At 68.7% G+C, this 17,287-nt stretch carries 16 protein-coding genes; 11 read left to right on the top strand and 5 right to left on the bottom strand.

Annotated elements, in window-relative coordinates; translation table 11 throughout:
• The first annotated feature begins 94 nt into the window (after window positions 1–94).
• Window positions 95–619, top strand: a complete 525-nt coding sequence (gene ppa, locus GSE44_RS06795) for an inorganic diphosphatase (RefSeq protein WP_159348045.1) — start codon at window positions 95–97, stop codon at window positions 617–619.
• A gap of 25 nt (window positions 620–644) precedes the next feature.
• On the top strand, window positions 645–1,040 hold the full coding sequence (locus GSE44_RS06790) for a VOC family protein (protein ID WP_159348044.1): 396 nt from the start codon (window positions 645–647) through the stop codon (window positions 1,038–1,040).
• A gap of 7 nt (window positions 1,041–1,047) precedes the next feature.
• Here GSE44_RS06790 and GSE44_RS06785 read toward each other — a convergent pair whose 3' ends face one another.
• The 4 genes from GSE44_RS06785 to GSE44_RS06770 all read right to left on the bottom strand — a co-directional run bounded on the left by GSE44_RS06785 (window position 1,048) and on the right by GSE44_RS06770 (window position 6,081).
• Window positions 1,048–1,596, bottom strand: coding sequence for a GNAT family N-acetyltransferase (locus GSE44_RS06785; RefSeq protein ID WP_159348043.1), 549 nt, complete (start codon window positions 1,594–1,596; stop codon window positions 1,048–1,050).
• A gap of 17 nt (window positions 1,597–1,613) precedes the next feature.
• Entirely contained in the window at window positions 1,614–3,548 is a 1,935-nt protein-coding gene (gene rpoD, locus GSE44_RS06780; protein ID WP_159348042.1) for an RNA polymerase sigma factor RpoD, read from the bottom strand.
• Window positions 3,549–3,633: 85 nt separating this feature from the next.
• On the bottom strand, window positions 3,634–5,520 hold the full coding sequence (dnaG, locus tag GSE44_RS06775; protein WP_159348041.1) for a DNA primase: 1,887 nt from the start codon (window positions 5,518–5,520) through the stop codon (window positions 3,634–3,636).
• A gap of 57 nt (window positions 5,521–5,577) precedes the next feature.
• Window positions 5,578–6,081 (bottom strand): VOC family protein, encoded by a 504-nt coding sequence (locus GSE44_RS06770; protein WP_159348040.1) that lies wholly within the window; start codon window positions 6,079–6,081, stop codon window positions 5,578–5,580.
• 53 nt (window positions 6,082–6,134) lie between these two features.
• Here GSE44_RS06770 and GSE44_RS06765 point away from each other — a divergent pair, with 53 nt between their 5' ends.
• Window positions 6,135–6,623 carry a MarR family winged helix-turn-helix transcriptional regulator gene (locus tag GSE44_RS06765; protein WP_159348039.1) on the top strand — a complete coding sequence of 163 codons (489 nt, stop codon included), beginning with the start codon at window positions 6,135–6,137 and terminating at the stop codon, window positions 6,621–6,623.
• Window positions 6,624–6,640: 17 nt separating this feature from the next.
• Here the strand turns inward: GSE44_RS06765 and GSE44_RS06760 are convergent, their stop codons facing one another.
• Entirely contained in the window at window positions 6,641–7,099 is a 459-nt protein-coding gene (locus GSE44_RS06760; protein WP_159348038.1) for a GatB/YqeY domain-containing protein, read from the bottom strand.
• A gap of 156 nt (window positions 7,100–7,255) precedes the next feature.
• Between GSE44_RS06760 and carA the strand changes: the two genes are divergently transcribed.
• The 8 genes from carA to GSE44_RS06720 all read left to right on the top strand — a co-directional run bounded on the left by carA (window position 7,256) and on the right by GSE44_RS06720 (window position 17,266).
• Complete coding sequence (carA, locus tag GSE44_RS06755; RefSeq protein ID WP_159348037.1) at window positions 7,256–8,653, top strand: glutamine-hydrolyzing carbamoyl-phosphate synthase small subunit; 1,398 nt, start codon at window positions 7,256–7,258, stop codon at window positions 8,651–8,653.
• A 1-nt stretch (window position 8,654) separates the two neighbouring features.
• The gene (locus GSE44_RS06750) at window positions 8,655–9,287 is read left to right on the top strand and encodes a LysE family translocator (protein WP_159348036.1); all 633 of its coding nucleotides are present in this window, start codon (window positions 8,655–8,657) and stop codon (window positions 9,285–9,287) included.
• Window positions 9,284–9,532: a hypothetical protein gene (locus GSE44_RS06745; protein WP_159348035.1), complete on the top strand. Its 249-nt coding sequence runs from the start codon at window positions 9,284–9,286 to the stop codon at window positions 9,530–9,532. Before GSE44_RS06750 ends, GSE44_RS06745 begins: the two co-directional genes overlap by 4 nt.
• Window positions 9,529–9,762 (top strand): hypothetical protein, encoded by a 234-nt coding sequence (locus tag GSE44_RS06740; protein ID WP_159348034.1) that lies wholly within the window; start codon window positions 9,529–9,531, stop codon window positions 9,760–9,762. The genes GSE44_RS06745 and GSE44_RS06740 overlap by 4 nt, the downstream gene beginning before the upstream one ends.
• A gap of 3 nt (window positions 9,763–9,765) precedes the next feature.
• A complete protein-coding gene (gene carB / locus GSE44_RS06735) occupies window positions 9,766–13,014 on the top strand; it encodes a carbamoyl-phosphate synthase large subunit (protein ID WP_159348033.1) in 3,249 nt (1,082 codons plus the stop codon).
• A 205-nt stretch (window positions 13,015–13,219) separates the two neighbouring features.
• Entirely contained in the window at window positions 13,220–13,693 is a 474-nt protein-coding gene (greA, locus tag GSE44_RS06730; RefSeq protein WP_159348032.1) for a transcription elongation factor GreA, read from the top strand.
• A gap of 68 nt (window positions 13,694–13,761) precedes the next feature.
• Window positions 13,762–14,967, top strand: a complete 1,206-nt coding sequence (locus tag GSE44_RS06725; RefSeq protein ID WP_201305962.1) for a threonine ammonia-lyase — start codon at window positions 13,762–13,764, stop codon at window positions 14,965–14,967.
• Window positions 14,968–15,079: 112 nt separating this feature from the next.
• The gene (locus tag GSE44_RS06720; protein WP_159348031.1) at window positions 15,080–17,266 is read left to right on the top strand and encodes a transglycosylase domain-containing protein; all 2,187 of its coding nucleotides are present in this window, start codon (window positions 15,080–15,082) and stop codon (window positions 17,264–17,266) included.
• The last annotated feature ends 21 nt before the right edge of the window (window positions 17,267–17,287 follow it).

The following is a 17,287-nucleotide window of genomic DNA, read 5'->3' as shown; positions in this document are numbered from 1 at the left end:
TGATTTGCGGGGGGCGGCCGGCGCTGCTAGAGGCGCTTGCAACCCTTCGTCGCATTCCGCGCCGACCTCAATTGAGATTCAGGACCGCCGCCGCATGACCCCGACCCTGATCCCGACCGGCAAGGCTCCACCCTACGACATCAATGTCGTGGTCGAGATCCCCCAGGGCAGCCAGGTGAAGTATGAGTTGGACAAGGAGAGCGGAGCGGTGGTGGTTGACCGCTTCCTCTTCACGCCAATGGCTTATCCGGCTGCCTATGGCTTCATCCCCGGCACCATCGCCGACGATGGCGATCCGACGGACGCGCTGGTGCTCACCCCCGCCCCTGTGGTGCCCGGCTGCGTGATCCGCTGCCGCCCGATCGGCGTGCTGCTGATGGAGGACGAGGCGGGGCAGGACGAGAAGCTCGTCTGCGTGCCCCACGACAAGATCCACCCCTTCTTCTCCGACATCCAGTCCTGCGACGACCTGCCGGCGATCACCCGCCTGTCGATCGAGCACTTCTTCGCCCGCTACAAGGACCTGGAGCCCGGCAAGTGGGTGAAGGTGACGGGCTGGGGCACGAAGGAGCAGGCGGCCGAACTGATCACCCAGGGTATCGCCGCGGCCGCCAAATAGGCGACGCCGGCGGAGGGGAGGCCCCATGGCCAAGGCTATCCACAGCATGATCCGCGTGCTGGACGAGGCGCGGTCGGTCGATTTCTACGGCCGCGCCTTCGGGCTTTCGGTTGCGAACCGCTTTCCCTTCGATGGCTTCACCCTCGTCTATCTCCGCAATGCGGAGGCGGATTTTGAGGTTGAGCTGACAATCAACCACGACCGCGCCGAGCCCTATGCCCTCGGCGATGGCTACGGTCATCTGGCGGTGGCCGTGGGTGACTTGGACGCCGAGCACGCCCGCTTCACGCGGGAGGGACTCTCGCCCCTGCCGATCAAGGATATGCGGCGGGATGGCGCGCTGCTGGCCCGCTTCTTCTTCGTGCAGGATCCGGACGGCTACCGGATCGAGGTGCTGCAGCGGCACGGCCGCTACCGCTGAGGCGCCTTCAGGCGCCCGCCGGCAGCTTCAGCCCCAGATTATCCGGCACCGGCCATTCCTCGCGCACCCGCCGCACCACCCTGAAGCCAGCCGCCATGTAGTTGGGCAGGGCGCGGGGGTGGTCCGCCGTGCAGGTATTCACCGTCAGCAGTGAACAGCGGTCGTTCCACGCCGTGTCGATGGCGTGGCGCAGGAAGGCGCGGCCCATGCCCTTCCCCACCGTATGAGGCATCAGCCCGAAATAGGAGAGGTTGGTGGTTCCGTCCCAGCGGCGCTCCAGCTCATGGAAGCCGGCCGGCTCGCCATCCAGGTACAGCACGTGGATGGAGACCGCCGGGTCCTCCAGGATCAGGGCGATCCGGTCGTCCGGCAGGGTTCGGCGCAGCCACCAGCAATAGTCGCGGCCCACCGTGTCATAGAGATAGCGGTAGAAGCTGACGGTACAGCGGGGCACCGGCACCACGGTGGCGCCGGGCGGCAACGCCGCCGGCGGATCGGCCGGCGGATCGTCCATGCGAAGGAAGGTAACCTCGACCTGCACCGGCGTTGTCGGCATCCCCAGGAGGCTGCGCGCTAGTTGTCGAGGAAGGACCGCAGCTTGCGGCTGCGCGTCGGGTGCTTGAGCTTGCGTAGCGCCTTCGCCTCGATCTGGCGGATGCGCTCGCGGGTCACGTTGAACTGCTGCCCGACCTCTTCCAGCGTGTGGTCCGTGTTCATGCCGATGCCGAAGCGCATGCGCAGCACGCGCTCCTCGCGCGGCGTGAGGGAGGACAGGACGCGGGTGGTTGCCTCGCGCAGATTGGACTGGATGGCGGCATCCAGCGGGATGATGGCCGCCTTGTCCTCGATGAAGTCGCCCAGATGGCTGTCCTCCTCGTCACCGATCGGCGTCTCGAGGGAGATCGGCTCCTTGGCGATCTTCAGGACCTTGCGGACCTTCTCCAGCGGCATGCCGAGCTTTTCCGCGAGCTCCTCCGGCTGCGGCTCGCGGCCGATCTCGTGCAGCATCTGCCGCGAGGTGCGGACGAGCTTGTTGATCGTCTCGATCATGTGCACGGGGATACGGATCGTGCGGGCCTGGTCCGCGATGGACCGTGTGATCGCCTGGCGGATCCACCAGGTGGCATAGGTGCTGAACTTGTAGCCACGGCGGTACTCGAACTTATCCACCGCCTTCATCAGGCCAATATTGCCCTCCTGGATCAGGTCCAGGAACTGCAGGCCGCGATTCGTGTATTTCTTGGCAATGGAGATCACGAGGCGGAGATTTGCCTCGATCATTTCTTTCTTCGCCTGAGTCATGTCCCGCTCGCCGCGGGACACGGTGGCATAGACGCGCTTGTACTCGCCAACGGGCAGGCCGGTCAGGGCCGCGACCTTGCCGATCTCGGCGCGGATATTCTCGGCATCCTCGCGGCTGTTCGCCACGAAGGCCTGCCAGCCCTTGCCCTTCAGCTTGCTGATGCGATCGAACCAGGCGGGGTCCATCTCGGCGCCCTGCCACTGCTCCAGGAAATCGGCGCGCTTGACCTTATGCGCCTCGGCCAGGCGCAGCACCTGCCCCTCGAGGCCCACCAGGCGCCGGTAGAGGCCCTTGATCTGGTCGACCAGCTCCTCGATCCGGTTGTTGTGCAGATGAACCTTCTGCACCAGCGCCACGATCTCCAGGCGCTGCTTTTCGTAGGACTTCTCGGACTTGCCGGCCAACTCGCCGCCGGAGGTGTAGGCCTCCATGCGCTTGTTCGACATCTTCTCGAGCCTGGCATAGCCAGCCTCGATCGCCTCGAAGGCGGCCAGGGCCTCAGGCTTCAGCTTCTCCTCAAGCGCGGAGAGGGACAGGCCGACGCCCTCGCCCTCCTCGCCTTCCTCGAACTCCTCGGCCTCCGGCGGCGGGCCGTCGGGCATGTCGGCGTTGTTGGTGGCTTCCAGGTCGATGACATCGCGCAGGAGGAGCTTGCCCTCGCGGACGGCCTCGTGCCAGCCGATGATGGCGCGGAAGGTGAGCGGGCTCTCGCAGAGCCCGCCGATCATCATGTCGCGGCCAGCCTCGATGCGCTTGGCGATCGCGATCTCGCCCTCACGCGAGAGCAGCTCCACGCTGCCCATCTCGCGGAGATACATGCGGACGGGATCATCGGTGCGGCCGAGGCTCTCCTCGTCGACATTGCCGCCGCCTTCCTCGTCCTCGGCCTTCTCGGCACCTTCCTCGGCATCGGCCTCGCCCTTAGCGGGGGCCTTCTTCTCGGCGTCCTCGTCGGCGCTTTCCTCGGCCTCGACGAGGTTGATGCCCATCTCGGAGAGAAGGGCCATGGTGTCCTCGATCTGTTCGGAGGACACCTGTTCCTGGGGAAGGGCGGCGTTCAGCTCATCATAGGTGATGTAGCCACGCTCCTTGCCCTTCGCGAGCATCTTCTTGACGGAGGCCAGCAGGCTGTCGAGCAGCGCCCCCTCCACCGCGTCGTCGCGGTGTTCCGCCGTCTCCGTGCCGTTCGCCACCTTCGCCGCCATGCTCTTCTCCCGCCACGGATGGACCTTGGAGGCCCGCGGGACCAAGGGTCCGCGACCGCCGCCGAAAGTCAATGAAGCCTCTACCCTATGGGTTGGCACCTTCGGCGCCGTCTTCCAGCCCCGTCTCGCCGCGGCGCAACGCGGAAAGGGCCTGGCTAAGCCGGATCACGCGCGCCTGGGCGCCGGCGTCGTTCGCCGCCACCAGATCGCGTCCCGCTGCCACCAGGTCCTCGACCAGCGCGCCCTCGCCCCGCAAGAAGCCGAAGAAATGCCACCAGCCGTCGAGGGTCTCGCCGGGCTGGGCATCGGAACTGGCTTCCCGCGGGAGGCCGGTCGCGCGCATGACCCAATCCCGGGCCTCGTCCAGACCGGTCGAGTGCAGGTGGGTCATGAGTTCGGCCGAATCAAGCAAGGCCGTTTCGCCTTCTGACACTTCCGTGAGGACCTGATCGGCATGCCAGGCGAGCAGCGCCGCCTGCAGGGCGGAGGGGTGGCCATGGGGAAGTTCCAGCAGGGCAAAGGCCTCCTCCACCTCATTCAGCAGCCAGGGATGGGCGAGCATGATGGCCAGGAGGCAGCGCGCCTGTTCCAGCCGGGTATTCCCGGCCTCCGGCGGAGCGCGAGGGGGCAGGCGCGGCGGGGGCTTGAAGCCTGGACGATTGCCGTTGCGGGGTCCGAAGCCACCTCCGGCCTGGCGCTGAGGGCGCGGCGGGCGCGTGGTCTCAAAGAAGCGGTTCAGCAGGGCGCTGCGGTATTCGGCGGCGAGAGACTTGTCCGGGATGCGGCCGGCGGCGGCGGCCAGATCGTTGCGGAAGGCCGCGCGCCCCTCGGGCGTGCCAAGGGGGCGGCCATCCGCCATCAGGTCATACAGGGCGACGGACAGGGGCTTCGCCGCGCCCAGCACGGCCTGAAAGGCGGTCGGGCCCTTTTTGCCGATCAGGTCGTCCGGGTCCTGGCCGGTAGGAAGGGTGGCGAAATGCAGGCTCCGTTCGGTGCCGACCAGGGGCAGCACCATCTCGGCCGTGCGGGCGGCGGCGCGGAGGCCGGCGGCATCGCCATCCAGGCAAAGGACTGGCTCTGGCGTCACGCGCCAGATCTCCTCCATCTGCTCCGGCGTCAGGGCGGTGCCGAGCGGGGCCACCGCGCCGTCGAACCCCGCCTGGTGCAGGGCGATGACGTCCATATAGCCCTCGGCCACGATCAGCCGGGACTTGCCGCGGAACACCGCCTCCCGCGCCATGTCCAGGCCATAGAGGGTGCGGCGCTTGGAGAAGACGTCGGTTTCCGGGCCGTTCAGGTATTTCGGCTGGCCGTCGCCTAGGATGCGGCCGCCGAAGGAGACGATGCGGCCGCGCCGGTCCCGGATCGGGAACATGACCCGGTTGTAGAAGAAGTCGTTGAAGCCTTCCCGCCCCTCGGCCGGCTTCACCAACCCGGCTTCGGCCAGCTGGCGGGGCTCGATACCCAGAGGATTCAGCTCGGCGGCCAGCGCCCCGCGGCCGGCACCGGACCAGCCGAGGCCGAAGCGGGCGATCGTCTCGTCGGTCAGGCCGCGGTTCTTCAGGTAGTCCAGCGCCTGCCGGCCCTCAGGGGATTGCAGGCGGCGCTGCATCGCCTCGGCGGCGGCCTGGAGCACGTCGTGCAGGTCCCGGGCCCGGGCCTCCCGCGCGACCTGGCGGGGGCTCTCCTTCGGCACCTCCAGTCCGGCCTCGCCCGCCAGGCGCTCCACGGCCTCGCGGAAGGGCAACCCCTCGGTCTGCATGGTGAAGCCGATGGCATCGCCATGCTGGCCACAACCGAAGCAGTGGTAGTGGTCGTCATAGACGTAGAAGGAGGGGGTCTTCTCGTTATGGAAGGGGCAGCAGCCCTTCCACTGGCGCCCGTTGCGCGTGAGCTTCACCTTCCGGCCGATCAGCGGCGGCAGGGGTGTGCGGGCACGCAGCTCGTCGAGGAAGTTGGGCGGGAGGGCCATGGACGCGCCAGTGTAGCGCGCCCGAGCCGTGTCGCGGAGAGCTTCCGCGCCCTCGCGTCAGTCCTGGTCGGCGAGGCAGGCCTCGATCTGCGCGGCTTCCATCCCGAGTTGCGCCTCGATCGCCGCCACGGTCATGCCGCCCGCGGCGAGGCGGCGGATCAGGGCACCATGGGTTTCGGAGATGTCGATGATGTGCCCGTCCGGGTCGCGTACGCGGAAGCCACGCTGTCCCCACGGCAATTCACGCAGTGGATGCGCGAAGCGGGCGCCGGCGGCGAGGAGGCGGACATGGATCGCCGCAAAGTCGGGCGTCTCGAAGGTGTTCTCCCAATTGTCGTGGCTGAGCCTGGCCGGCGGTGCCGCCGCCTCGCCGGAGATCGACCAGTAGGCGTCCGAGACGAGCCAGATCGAGATCCCTTCCTTGTAGGCGATAGCGATATCCGCCTCGTTCCGCCGCATCACGCGGCTGACCGAGAGGCCTAGCCCCTCCTCATAGAAGGCGCGGGAGCGCGACAGGTCCGAGACATAGGCAGCCGGGCCTTTGAAGCGTGGCGGCCTCATGAGATGTCTGTTGCCTGAGCTATTATTGCCTAGGCAATCATATGGACGATGCGATGACGGATCAAGCTTCTTTCCGCCTGCCGAGCGGCCTTCACGCGCATACCGGCTATTGGCTCGACCGCCTCCGAGGCCTCGTCCATGGCAGGTTCGAGGCGGCGCTGGCAGGGCATGACGTTTCCGTCGCCCAATGGTCGGTGCTGGTCTCGATCTTTCGGGAGGGCGCCACCACGCCGCGCGAGGTGGCGCAGCACATGGACACGGACCCGGGCGCGGTGACCCGGTTGCTGGACCGGTTGGAGGCCAAGGGGCTGCTCCGGCGCAGCCCCGCCCCTGGTGACCGCCGCAGCCTGCGCCTGGAGCTGACAGGGCGCGCCACTGCGCTGGTGCCGCAACTGACCGCACTGGCGGATGCCAATGACGCGGCCTTCTTCGGTGTTCTCGGCGAGGCGGACCAGGTCAGCTTCCGCCGACTGCTCGCGGCGCTGCTCCGTGCCCATGGGGTGGAGCCCTCGCCCAGTTGGGAAGCGGGAGGCCCGGGCTAGGGTGAGTGCCGGACGGATCAGCCCCCCAGCGCCGCCTTCACCATCGGCCCGGCCTTGGCCATGTCCAGCACCGCCGCGTGCTTCGCCTTCAGCACGGCCATGACCTTGCCCATCTCCTTGATGGACGTGGCCCCGGTCTCGGCCACGGCCTCCTTCACGGCGGCTTCCATGGCGGCATCACTCATCTGCTGGGGCAGGAAGGATTCGATCACGGCGATCTCGGCCTCCTCCTTGGCGGCCAACTCCTCGCGCTTGCCCTGGCGGTACATCTCCACGGATTCACGGCGGGACTTCACCATGCCGCGCAGCATGGAGGTGATCGCCTCCTCCGGAATCTGCTCCACACCGCTGGGACGGGAGGCGATGTCGGCATCCTTCAGCTTGGCCGCGATCATGCGAATGGTGGAGGTGCGGGCGGCGTCGCCGGCGCGCATGGAAGCCTTGAGTTCTTCGGTGAAGCGAGCGCGCAGGCTCATGACAGGTCTCCATGGATTCGGGGGCGGGGTTTAGAGCGGATCGGGGCACCATGCCATGCGGGCACCTGGGCCATGCGGGCACCTGGGAAGTAATTTCCCAAGAGGGATATTTGGTTCCCTCTTCCAATGGGAAATAATTTCCCACATATAGCGGACATGCGGACCGTCGAGCAGATTTTGACCCTGATGGGTGGCGCCAGCGCTGCGGCAGCGCATTGCGGCGTGGGCACCGAAGCCATTCGCAAGTGGCGCCAAGCCCGCGCCATCCCGCCCCGGCACTGGCCGGCGGTGCTGACCGCAACTGGCCTGTCCCTCGAAGACCTGCCCCGCGCCGATGCCGATCCGCTGACCCATTCCTCCCCGGAGCCCGACATGTCCCCTGCCCAGAATGCCGCCCCGGATGCCGATACCGTGCCCGAGGGGGCGACCGCCTGCCTCGTGCTGAGCAACGGGCAGGTGATCTGGGGCCGCGGCTTCGGCGCCGTGGGCAGGAAGGTGGGTGAGGTCTGCTTCAACACGGGCATGACCGGCTACCAGGAGACGCTGACCGATCCCTCCTATGCCGGGCAGATCATCACCTTTACATTCCCGCATATCGGCAATGTTGGTGCGAATGCCGAGGATATCGAGGCCACCACCGCCGCCGCGCGCGGGTTGGTGGTCAAGGCCGACCTGACAGAACCCTCTAACTACCGCGCCACCCGGCACCTGGACGACTGGCTCAAGAGCCATGGCATCCCCGGCATTTCCGGCGTGGACACCCGCGCCCTGACGGTCCTGATCCGTGATGCAGGCGCCCCCAACGGGGTGGTCTGCCACGCGCCGGACGGCCAGTTCGACCTTCCGGCCCTGCGCGCCGAAGCGGCCGGCTGGCCGGGGCTCGAAGGCATGGACCTCGCCAAGGAGGTCTCCTGCCGACAATCCTATAACTGGGACGAGGCGCTTTGGGCCTGGGGCCAGGGCTTCGTGAAGCAGACGGCGCCCAAGTACAAGGTCGTCGCCGTGGATTACGGCGCCAAGCGCAACATCCTGCGCTGCCTGGCCGATGCCGGTTGCGCAGTGACTGTCGTTCCCGCCACCGCCACCGCCGAGGAGATCCTGCGGCATGGGCCGGATGGCGTGTTCCTCTCCAACGGCCCGGGCGACCCGGCGGCGACCGGCGAATATGCGGTTCCGGCCATCCGGGGCGTGCTGGATGCGGGCAAGCCGGTCTTCGGCATCTGCCTCGGCCACCAGCTCCTGGCCCTGGCGCTCGGCGCCAGGACCTACAAGCTCGATCGCGGCCATCGCGGCGCCAACCAGCCGGTGAAGGACCTCGCCACCGGGCGGGTGGAGATCACCTCGCAGAACCATGGCTTCGCGGTGGACGACAAGTCGCTGCCCGAGGGCGTGACGGTGACCCATGTGAGCCTGTTCGATGGCTCCAACGAGGGCATCGCCTGCGAGGCAAGGAACGCTTTCTCGGTGCAGTACCACCCCGAGGCATCGCCGGGCCCGAGCGACAGCCACCACCTGTTCCATCGCTTCACCGGGATGATGGCGAAGGCCGGGTAACGTGCCGTCGCTCGCTTCCCTCCTTGCCTTTGCGGCGCTGTCGATTGGGCTCGCGCTCACACCAGGGCCGAACCTGTTCTATCTCGTCTCGCGCACCCTCACCCAGGGGACGCGGGCGGGGATGGTGTCGCTGGTGGGGTGCCAGGCAGGCAGCGCCGTCATCATGTTCGGCGCGGCGGCGGGGATCACGGCGGCGCTGCTGGCGGTACCCTTCGCCTATGATGCGATGCGGCTGGGTGGGGCGGCCTATCTGGGCTGGCTCGCCTGGCAGAGCATCCGGCCGGGCGGCAGCGCCCTGTTCTCGCCGCGGCCCATTCCGCCGGAAAGCGGCGTGCGCCTCTTCTCTCTCGGCTTCGCCACGGCGGCGCTGAACCCGAAGGTGGCGCTGTTCTATGTCGCCGTGCTGCCGGCCTTCATGGATCCGGAGCGCGGCAGCCTGTTCCTCCAGGGACTGACGCTGGGCGCGATCCAGATCGTGATCTGCACGGGTTTCGACGCGCTGATGGTGTTGGGTGCGGGCGGCGTCGCGCGCTTCCTCGCCACGCGGCCGGCCTGGCTTGCGGTGCAGCGCTGGGTGTTGGGGGGTGCGCTCGCCTTGCTGGCGGCAAAGCTGGCAACGGACTCCCGCGCGTGATCCGCCTGCTGATCCTGGCACTGCCGCTGTCGCTCCTTGCCTGGTGGGCGCTGCGCCGCGTTGGACAGCCGCGCGACAGGGCCTGGAAGATTGGCGTGGCCATCTCCTTCGTGGCGCTGGGCGGCGTCGTGTTCTTCTCGGGCGAGGACCACGAGACCGGGCGCGCGCTGGCCGCCGCACTCTGGGCCGGCGTCCATGCCGTGCTGTTCCTGGTGCTGTGGCCGTTCCTGGGGCGTGCGCGATGAACAGTATCGCCTTCAACGCCGCTGCCATTCCCCATGGCGCGGTCATCCCGCTTCTCGTGCCGGTTCCCGCGACGCCGCTGGCCTGCGCCGGCTCCGCGGGGCTCGTCGCCCTACCCTTCTCCTTCGCCGAGCTTCGGCTCCGAGGAACGGCGCTGACCGTCCTGATCTTCTCCTCCGCGCTCCAGGGCGCGGCCACCATCATTCTCACCCTGCTGCCCCGGAGGGCCTGAGCCATGCCGAAGCGCACTGACATCAAATCCATCATGATCATCGGCGCCGGCCCGATCATCATCGGCCAGGCCAGCGAGTTCGACTATTCCGGCGCCCAGGCCTGCAAGGCGCTGCGCGCCGAGGGCTACCGGGTGGTCCTAGTGAACTCCAACCCCGCCACGATCATGACCGATCCGGATCTCGCGGACGCCACCTATATCGAGCCGATCACGCCCGAGATTGTCGAGAAGATCATCGCCAAGGAGCGGCCGGACGCGCTGCTGCCGACCATGGGCGGGCAGACCGCGCTGAACACGGCACTGAAGCTCGATGCCGCCGGGGTGCTGACGAAGTATGGCTGCGAGCTGATCGGCGCGAAGGCCGATGTCATCGACAAGGCCGAGGATCGGCTGAAGTTCCGCGATGCCATGACCAAGATCGGCATCGAGAGCCCGCGCAGCCATATCGCGCACACCATGCAGGAAGCCTGGGAAGGGCTGGACCAGGTGAAGCTGCCCTGCGTCATCCGCCCCTCCTTCACCCTGGGCGGCACGGGCGGCGGCATTGCTTATAACCGCGAGGAATTCGAGCAGATCGTCGCCTCCGGCCTCGACGCCTCCATGACGACCGAGGTGCTGATCGAGGAGAGCGTGCTGGGCTGGAAGGAGTATGAGATGGAAGTGGTCCGCGACTCCGCGGACAACTGCATCATCGTCTGCTCCATCGAGAACCTGGACGCGATGGGCGTGCACACCGGCGATTCCGTCACCATCGCCCCGGCGCTGACGCTGACGGACAAGGAATACCAGCGTATGCGCGATGCCAGCATCGCCTGCCTGCGCGAGATCGGCGTCGATACCGGCGGTTCCAACGTCCAGTTCGGCATCAACCCCGCCGATGGCCGCATGGTGGTCATCGAGATGAATCCGCGCGTCTCGCGGTCCTCGGCGCTGGCCTCCAAGGCCACCGGCTTCCCGATCGCCAAGATCGCGGCGAAGCTGGCGGTGGGCTACACGCTGGACGAGCTGGCAAACGACATCACCAAGACCACGCCAGCGGCCTTCGAGCCGACCATCGACTATGTCGTCGTGAAGATCCCGCGCTTCACCTTCGAGAAGTTCCCGGGCACGCCGAACACGCTGACCACCAGCATGAAGTCGGTCGGCGAGACGATGGCGATCGGCCGCTCCTTCAACGAGGCGCTGCAGAAGGGCCTGCGCGGGCTGGAGACGGGGCTTTCCGGCCTGGATGACGTGGCGGTGCCGGGCGACGGCTCGCCGGAGGCCTATTTCGCGGCCCTCGCGACGCCCACGCCCGATCGCGTGCTGATGGTGGCCCAGGCCTTTCGCGCCGGGCTGGACGTGGATGCCATTCATGCCGCCAGCAAGTTCGATCCCTGGTTCCTGCGCGAGGTGGAGAAGCTCGTGCAGGCCGAGGCCGGCGTCATCAAGAACGGCCTGCCCACCGATGCCACGGGCATGCGCCGCCTGAAGGCCATGGGCTTCTCCGACAAGCGCCTGGCGAAGCTCGCCGGCCTGCATGAGCCGGAGGTGGAGGCGCGGCGCGCGCGGCTGGGCGTGGTGCCCGTCTACAAGCGCATCGACACCTGCGCCGCCGAGTTCGCCTCGGGCACGCCCTATATGTACTCGACCTATGAGGGCGGCTTCGGCGCGCCGGTCTGCGAGAGCGACCCGAGCGACCGTCAGAAGGTGGTAATCCTGGGCGGCGGGCCGAACCGCATCGGCCAGGGTATCGAATTCGACTATTGCTGCGTCCACGCCGCCTATGCGCTGCGCGAGGCCGGGTTCGAGACCATCATGGTCAACTGCAACCCGGAGACGGTCAGCACCGACTACGACACCTCCGACCGCCTGTATTTCGAGCCGCTGACGGAGGAGGACGTGGTCGCCCTCATCCGCAAGGAGCAGTCGAAGGGCACGCTGCTGGGCTGCATCGTGCAGTATGGCGGGCAGACGCCGCTGAAGCTCTCCCAGGCGCTGGACAAGGCGGGCATTCCCATCCTGGGCACCTCCGCCGAGGCGATCGACATCGCCGAGGATCGCGAGCGCTTCCAGCAGATGCTCAAGGGCCTCGGCCTGAAGCAGCCGCAGAACGGGATCGCCCGCAACCTTGAGGAGGCGGCGAAGGAAGCCGAGCGGATCGGCTATCCGGTGGTGGTGCGCCCCTCCTATGTGCTCGGCGGCCGGGCGATGGAAATCGCCTACAACCACGAGCAGCTCCTGCGCTTCGGCAAGGAGGCGGTGAAGGTCTCGGGCGAGAACCCGATCCTCATCGACCAGTACCTGCAGGACGCGATCGAGGTGGATGTGGACTGCATCGCGGATGCCGCGGGCGAGGTCTATGTCGCCGGCGTGATGGAGCATATCGAGGAAGCCGGCATCCATTCCGGTGACAGCGCCTGCTCGCTGCCCCCTTACTCCCTGCCCCCGGCCATCATCACCGAGTTGAAGGCTGAGACCGAGGCGATGGCACGAGCCCTGAAGGTTAGGGGCCTGATGAACGTGCAGTATGCCGTGAAGGACGGGGAGATCTTCGTCCTCGAGGTGAACCCCCGCGCCTCCCGCACCGTGCCCTTCGTGGCCAAGGCGACCGGCGTGCCGGTGGCCAAGATTGGTGCGCGGGTCATGGCCGGGGCGAAGCTGGCGGAATTCCATCTCGATGACAGCCTCATCAACCGGCATGTCGCGGTGAAGGAGGCGGTCTTCCCCTTCAACCGCTTCCCCGGCGTGGACGTGCTGCTCGGGCCGGAGATGAAGTCCACCGGCGAGGTAATGGGGCTGGACCTGTCCTTCGAGCGGGCCTTCCTCAAGTCCCAGATGGGGGCCGGGGTGAAGCTGCCGGAGAGCGGCACCGCCTTCATCTCGGTGAAGGATTCCGACAAGGTGGCGGCCGTCTCCCTGGCCCGGCGCCTGGCCGAAATGGGCTTCGACATCCTGGCGACCCGCGGCACGGCGGTGCGGCTGCGGGAGGCCGGGCTGGCGGTCCGGGTGGTGAACAAGGTGCTGGAAGGGCGGCCGCATTGCGTGGACGCCATCAAGTCGGGCGAGATCCAGCTGGTGATCAACACCACGGGCGGCGGGCGGTCGGTCAGCGACAGCTTCGACATCCGCCGAAGCGCCCTCACCCAGGGGGTTCCGCACTACACAACGGTGGCCGGCGCCCGGGCGGCCGTGCATGCCATTGCGGCGCTTCGGGCGGGAACCCTTGATGTGGCGCCCCTCCAGGCGTATTTTCAGCCTTCGTTCTCGTAGCGGGCTCCCTTTCGCCAGATTGGGTCGGCTCGCATCGGATTGGGGCGGGACCGGCTTGGCCGGCGCCCGCCCCAAGCGTTTTCAACCCGCCGCGCCCTCTTCCCAGAGGGCGCGGCGGTGGCATCTTCAAGCCATCTGGCACGCCCCCATCCCGGGGGTGTGGGGTGGCCCTTGAGTTGTCAGTCGTTTTGAGGGATCGCCGCCTGTGCAGAAGTTCCCGATGACCGCCGAAGGCCTCGCGCGCCTGGAGGACGAACTGCGCATCCTCCGCTCCGAGGAGCGCCCCGCCGTGATCCGCGCCATTGCCGAGGCGCGCGAGCATGGCGACCTCTCGGAGAATGCCGAGTACCACGCGGCGCGCGAGAAGCAGTCCTTCATCGAAGGTCGCATTGCCGACCTGGAATCCGTGATTCCCTCGGTCGAGGTGATCGATGTCTCCCGGCTGTCCGGCGATCAGGTGCGCTTCGGTGCCACCGTCACGATCGTCGACGAGGAGACGGAGGAGGAGAAGACCTACCGGATCATTGGCGCCTATGAGGCGAACATGAAGACCGGGTCGATCTCCATCTCCTCTCCCCTCGCCAAGGCCCTGATCGGCCGTAAGGTGGGGGACAGCGTCGAGGTTCCGGCCCCGGGCGGCGCCCGCTCGGTCGAGATCACCGCCGTCACCTACGGCTGAGCGGTACAGTGGCTGTGTCGCTGGCGCGGGTGATTCCCTCCGCGGCCGTTCCGGTCCCGCCCGTCGCCCTGGCGCCCATCACCCTCGCCGATGTGCGGGCGGCGGCGGAGCGCATCCGGGGCGCCGTGCTGCGCACGCCCTTGGTGGAGCCGCAGGCGGTGGCGCGCATCGCCGGCGCTCAGGTGCTGCTGAAGCTCGACAGCCTGCAGGCCACCGGCGCCTTCAAGGAACGCGGCGCCGCCAACCGGCTCGCCCTGCTCTCGGCGCGGGAGCGGGCGGCGGGGGTGATCGCCATGTCGGCCGGCAATCATGCCCAGGCGGTGGCGCGCCATGCCGCGCTGCTGGGCGTGAAGGCGACCATCGTCATGCCGCGCTTCACCCCGGCCACCAAGGTCGTCCGGACCGAGGGCTGGGGCGCGAATGTCGTGCTGCATGGCGACACGTTGGCCGAGGCCGCCGCCCATGCGCATGAGTTGGCGCTGCGGGACGGGCTGGTCTTCATCCATCCCTATGACGACCCCGCCGTGATCGCCGGCCAGGGCACCATGGCGCTGGAGATCCTCGAGGACGCGCCGGAGCTGGACGCCGTTATCCTGCCCGTGGGCGGTGGCGGGCTGCTGGCCGGATGTGCTGTCGCCATTGCCGAGGCCCGCCCGGGGCTGAAGGTCTATGGCGTGGAGGTCGAGGGCTATCCCGCCATGGCGCAGCGTCTGGCCGGCAAGCCCGTGCTGGTCGGCGGCCCCACGGTCGCTGAAGGCATCGCCGTGCGCGACGTGGGCGAGCTGCCCTATGCCATGCTGCGCGACATGGGCATCGAGGTGCTGGTGGTGCCCGAGGCGGCAGTGGAGCAGGCCATCGCCGTGCTGGCCGAGAATGCCAAGGTGACCTCCGAGGGCGCCGGGGCGGCCGGGCTCGCCGCCGTGCTGGCGCATCCCGCCCTCTTCGCCGGCAAGCGCGTGGCGACCACGGTCTGCGGCGGCAATATCGATCCCCGCATCCTGGCCAATGTGCTGCTGCGCAACCTGCTGCGGGACGGCCGCATCCTGCGCCTGCATCTCGACATCCCCGATCGGCCCGGCGTGCTGGCTGACATCTCCACCCGCGTGGCCGCCGCAGGCGGCAATGTGATCGAGGTGAGCCACCAGCGCCTTTTTGCCGCCCCCTCCGTCCAGACCGCCGAGCTGGAGTTGATGGTGGAGGTGCGGGATGCCGCCCAGGGCGCCGCCATCGTCGCGGCGCTCGAGGCGGGCGACTACGTGGTGCGGCGGGGCTGAGGCTCCGCGCCGGGAACTGCGCGCTGTCGGATCGCGTCGGCCCCGGGGCAACTGAGGCGGGGGCCATGGTGAAGCAAAGCATCGAACTGGGCGGCAGGATGGGCGTGTTTTGATGGCGCCCACCACAACCAGCGCGCCGGTGCCTCCCCGTTCCCGGCCATTCCGCCTCCTGCGCGCCCTGTTTCGGCCGGCGAGGATCCTGCTGGGGCTTTCCCTCGTCGCCCTGGCGGTACTGGCCTTCCTTGGCTGGTGCCTGCTGCGCATTCCCGTTGGCGGCGGCATGGCGCCAGAGGCATCGCCGGCCTCCCTCATCCTGGAGTCACGGGACGGCGCAGCCTTCGCGACGCGCGGCAGCCTGCATGGCGATCCGGTGGAGCCCGGCAGCATCCCGAAGCCCCTGATCGACGCGGTGGTGGCCATCGAGGACCGGCGGTTCTTCGACCATCATGGCGTGGACCTGCGCGGCATCGCCCGGGCTGGTTGGCGCAACGTGACCGGTGAGCGGCGGGAGGGGGCGAGCACCATCACCCAGCAGCTCGCGCGGCTTCTCTTCCTCTCCCAGGAGCAGAGCCTCATCCGCAAGACGCAGGAGGCGATGCTCGCACTGTGGCTGGAGACGCGGCTGTCCAAGGAGGAGATTCTCGCCCGCTACCTCAACGCCGCCTATTTCGGCGCGGGCGCCACCGGGGTGGATGCGGCGGCTCGGCGCTACTTCGGCAAGCCGGCCTCGGCGGTGAACCTGGCCGAGGCGGCAATGCTGGCGGGGCTGGTGCGCGCCCCCTCCGCCCTGGCCCCCACGCGGAACCTGGAGGGGGCCCGGCGCCGGGCTGATCTGGTGCTCTCCGTCATCGGGGAGACGGGGCGCGCCACGCCAGAGGAACTGGCGGCGGCCCGCGCCGCGCCCCCTGCCTTGCGCACCCCGCCGGAGATGCAGCCCGGGCGCGGCTACATTGCTGATTGGGTGGAGGGGGAGGCGCGCCGACTGGTCGGGCCGATCCCGATCGATCTGGCGGTGCGCAGCACCCTCGATCCCGCCTTGCAGGATCTGGCTGAAAAGGTCGTGGGGCGTTGGTTGGACCGCGAGGGTGAGCGGCAGAAGGCCGGTCAGGCGGCGCTGCTGGCGATTTCGCATGACGGCGCGGTGCTGGCCGCCGTGGGCGGGCGCGACTACGCGACTAGCCAGTTCAACCGCATCACCCAGGCGCGGCGGCAGCCGGGATCGCTGTTCAAGCTCTTCACCTATGCGGCGGCGCTGGAAGCCGGGATGCGGCCGGACAGCATGGTGGTGGACCGGCCCGTGCAGATCGGGAACTGGGCGCCCGGCAATTCCTCGGGCGGCTTCCGCGGCGCGATGACGCTGCGGCAGGCCTTCTCCGGCTCGGTGAATACGGTGGCGGTGCAGCTGTTCCAATCGGTCGGCCGGGAGCGAGTGCTCGAGATGGCCCGGCGCATGGGGCTGCGCTCCGAAATGCCGGCCGTGCCGAGCATCGCGCTCGGCAGCGGCGAGGCGACGCTGCTGGAGATGGTGACGGCCTTCGCCTCCATCCCCGGCAACCGGACGGTGGAGCCCTATGTGGTGCGCGGCGTGCGGGCGCGGGACCGGACCCTTTATGCGCGGCCCGAGGGCCCCATGGGCGGGGCACAGGTGATGTCCCCGGCAGCGCAGCAAGACATGCTCGACCTGCTGCTCGCCGTGGTGCGGGACGGCACGGGGCGGGCTGCCCGGCTGGACCGGCCGGTGGCGGGCAAGACCGGCACCACCCAGGACAACCGCGACGCCTGGTTCATTGGCATGACGGCCGATGCGGTGGTCGGCGTCTGGGTTGGAAATGACGACAACTCCCCCATGCAGGGGGTAAGCGGCGGCGGGCTGCCGGCGCGGATCTGGCACGACTTCGTGGACGAGGCCGACCGGGTGAAGACCGCCGAGGCCCCGCTGCCGGCGGAGGCCCCCGCCACCACCGCCGAGGCCCCGCGCCAGGTGGCACCGCTGAGAGGGCCCGCCCGTGTCGTGGATACCGCCACCTTGCGGATTGGCGACCGCGCGGTGCAGCTGGCGGGAGTGATTGGCCAGGGCGGCGAATACGCCCGCGACATGGAATCCTTCATCGGCGGGCGCGAGGTGACCTGCGAGCCGGTGGCCGACGGGGCGCATCGCTGCAGCGTTGCGGGGCGCGACCTCGCGGAGGTGGTGCTCTCCAACGGCGGCGGGCAGGCAGCGCCCGAGGCCTCGCCTGGCCTGCGGCGGCGCGAGGCCGCGGCACGGGCGGCCGGGCTGGGGATCTGGGGGCGGCGCTGAGGGCGCCTCGCTGAGGGTGGA

It is taken from the genome of Muricoccus harenae (genome assembly GCF_009848505.1).
Taxonomy (GTDB): domain Bacteria; phylum Pseudomonadota; class Alphaproteobacteria; order Acetobacterales; family Acetobacteraceae; genus Roseomonas; species Roseomonas harenae.
The sequence above is the reverse complement of the archived record's forward strand: the minus strand, read 5'-3'. Positions and strand labels throughout refer to the sequence as shown.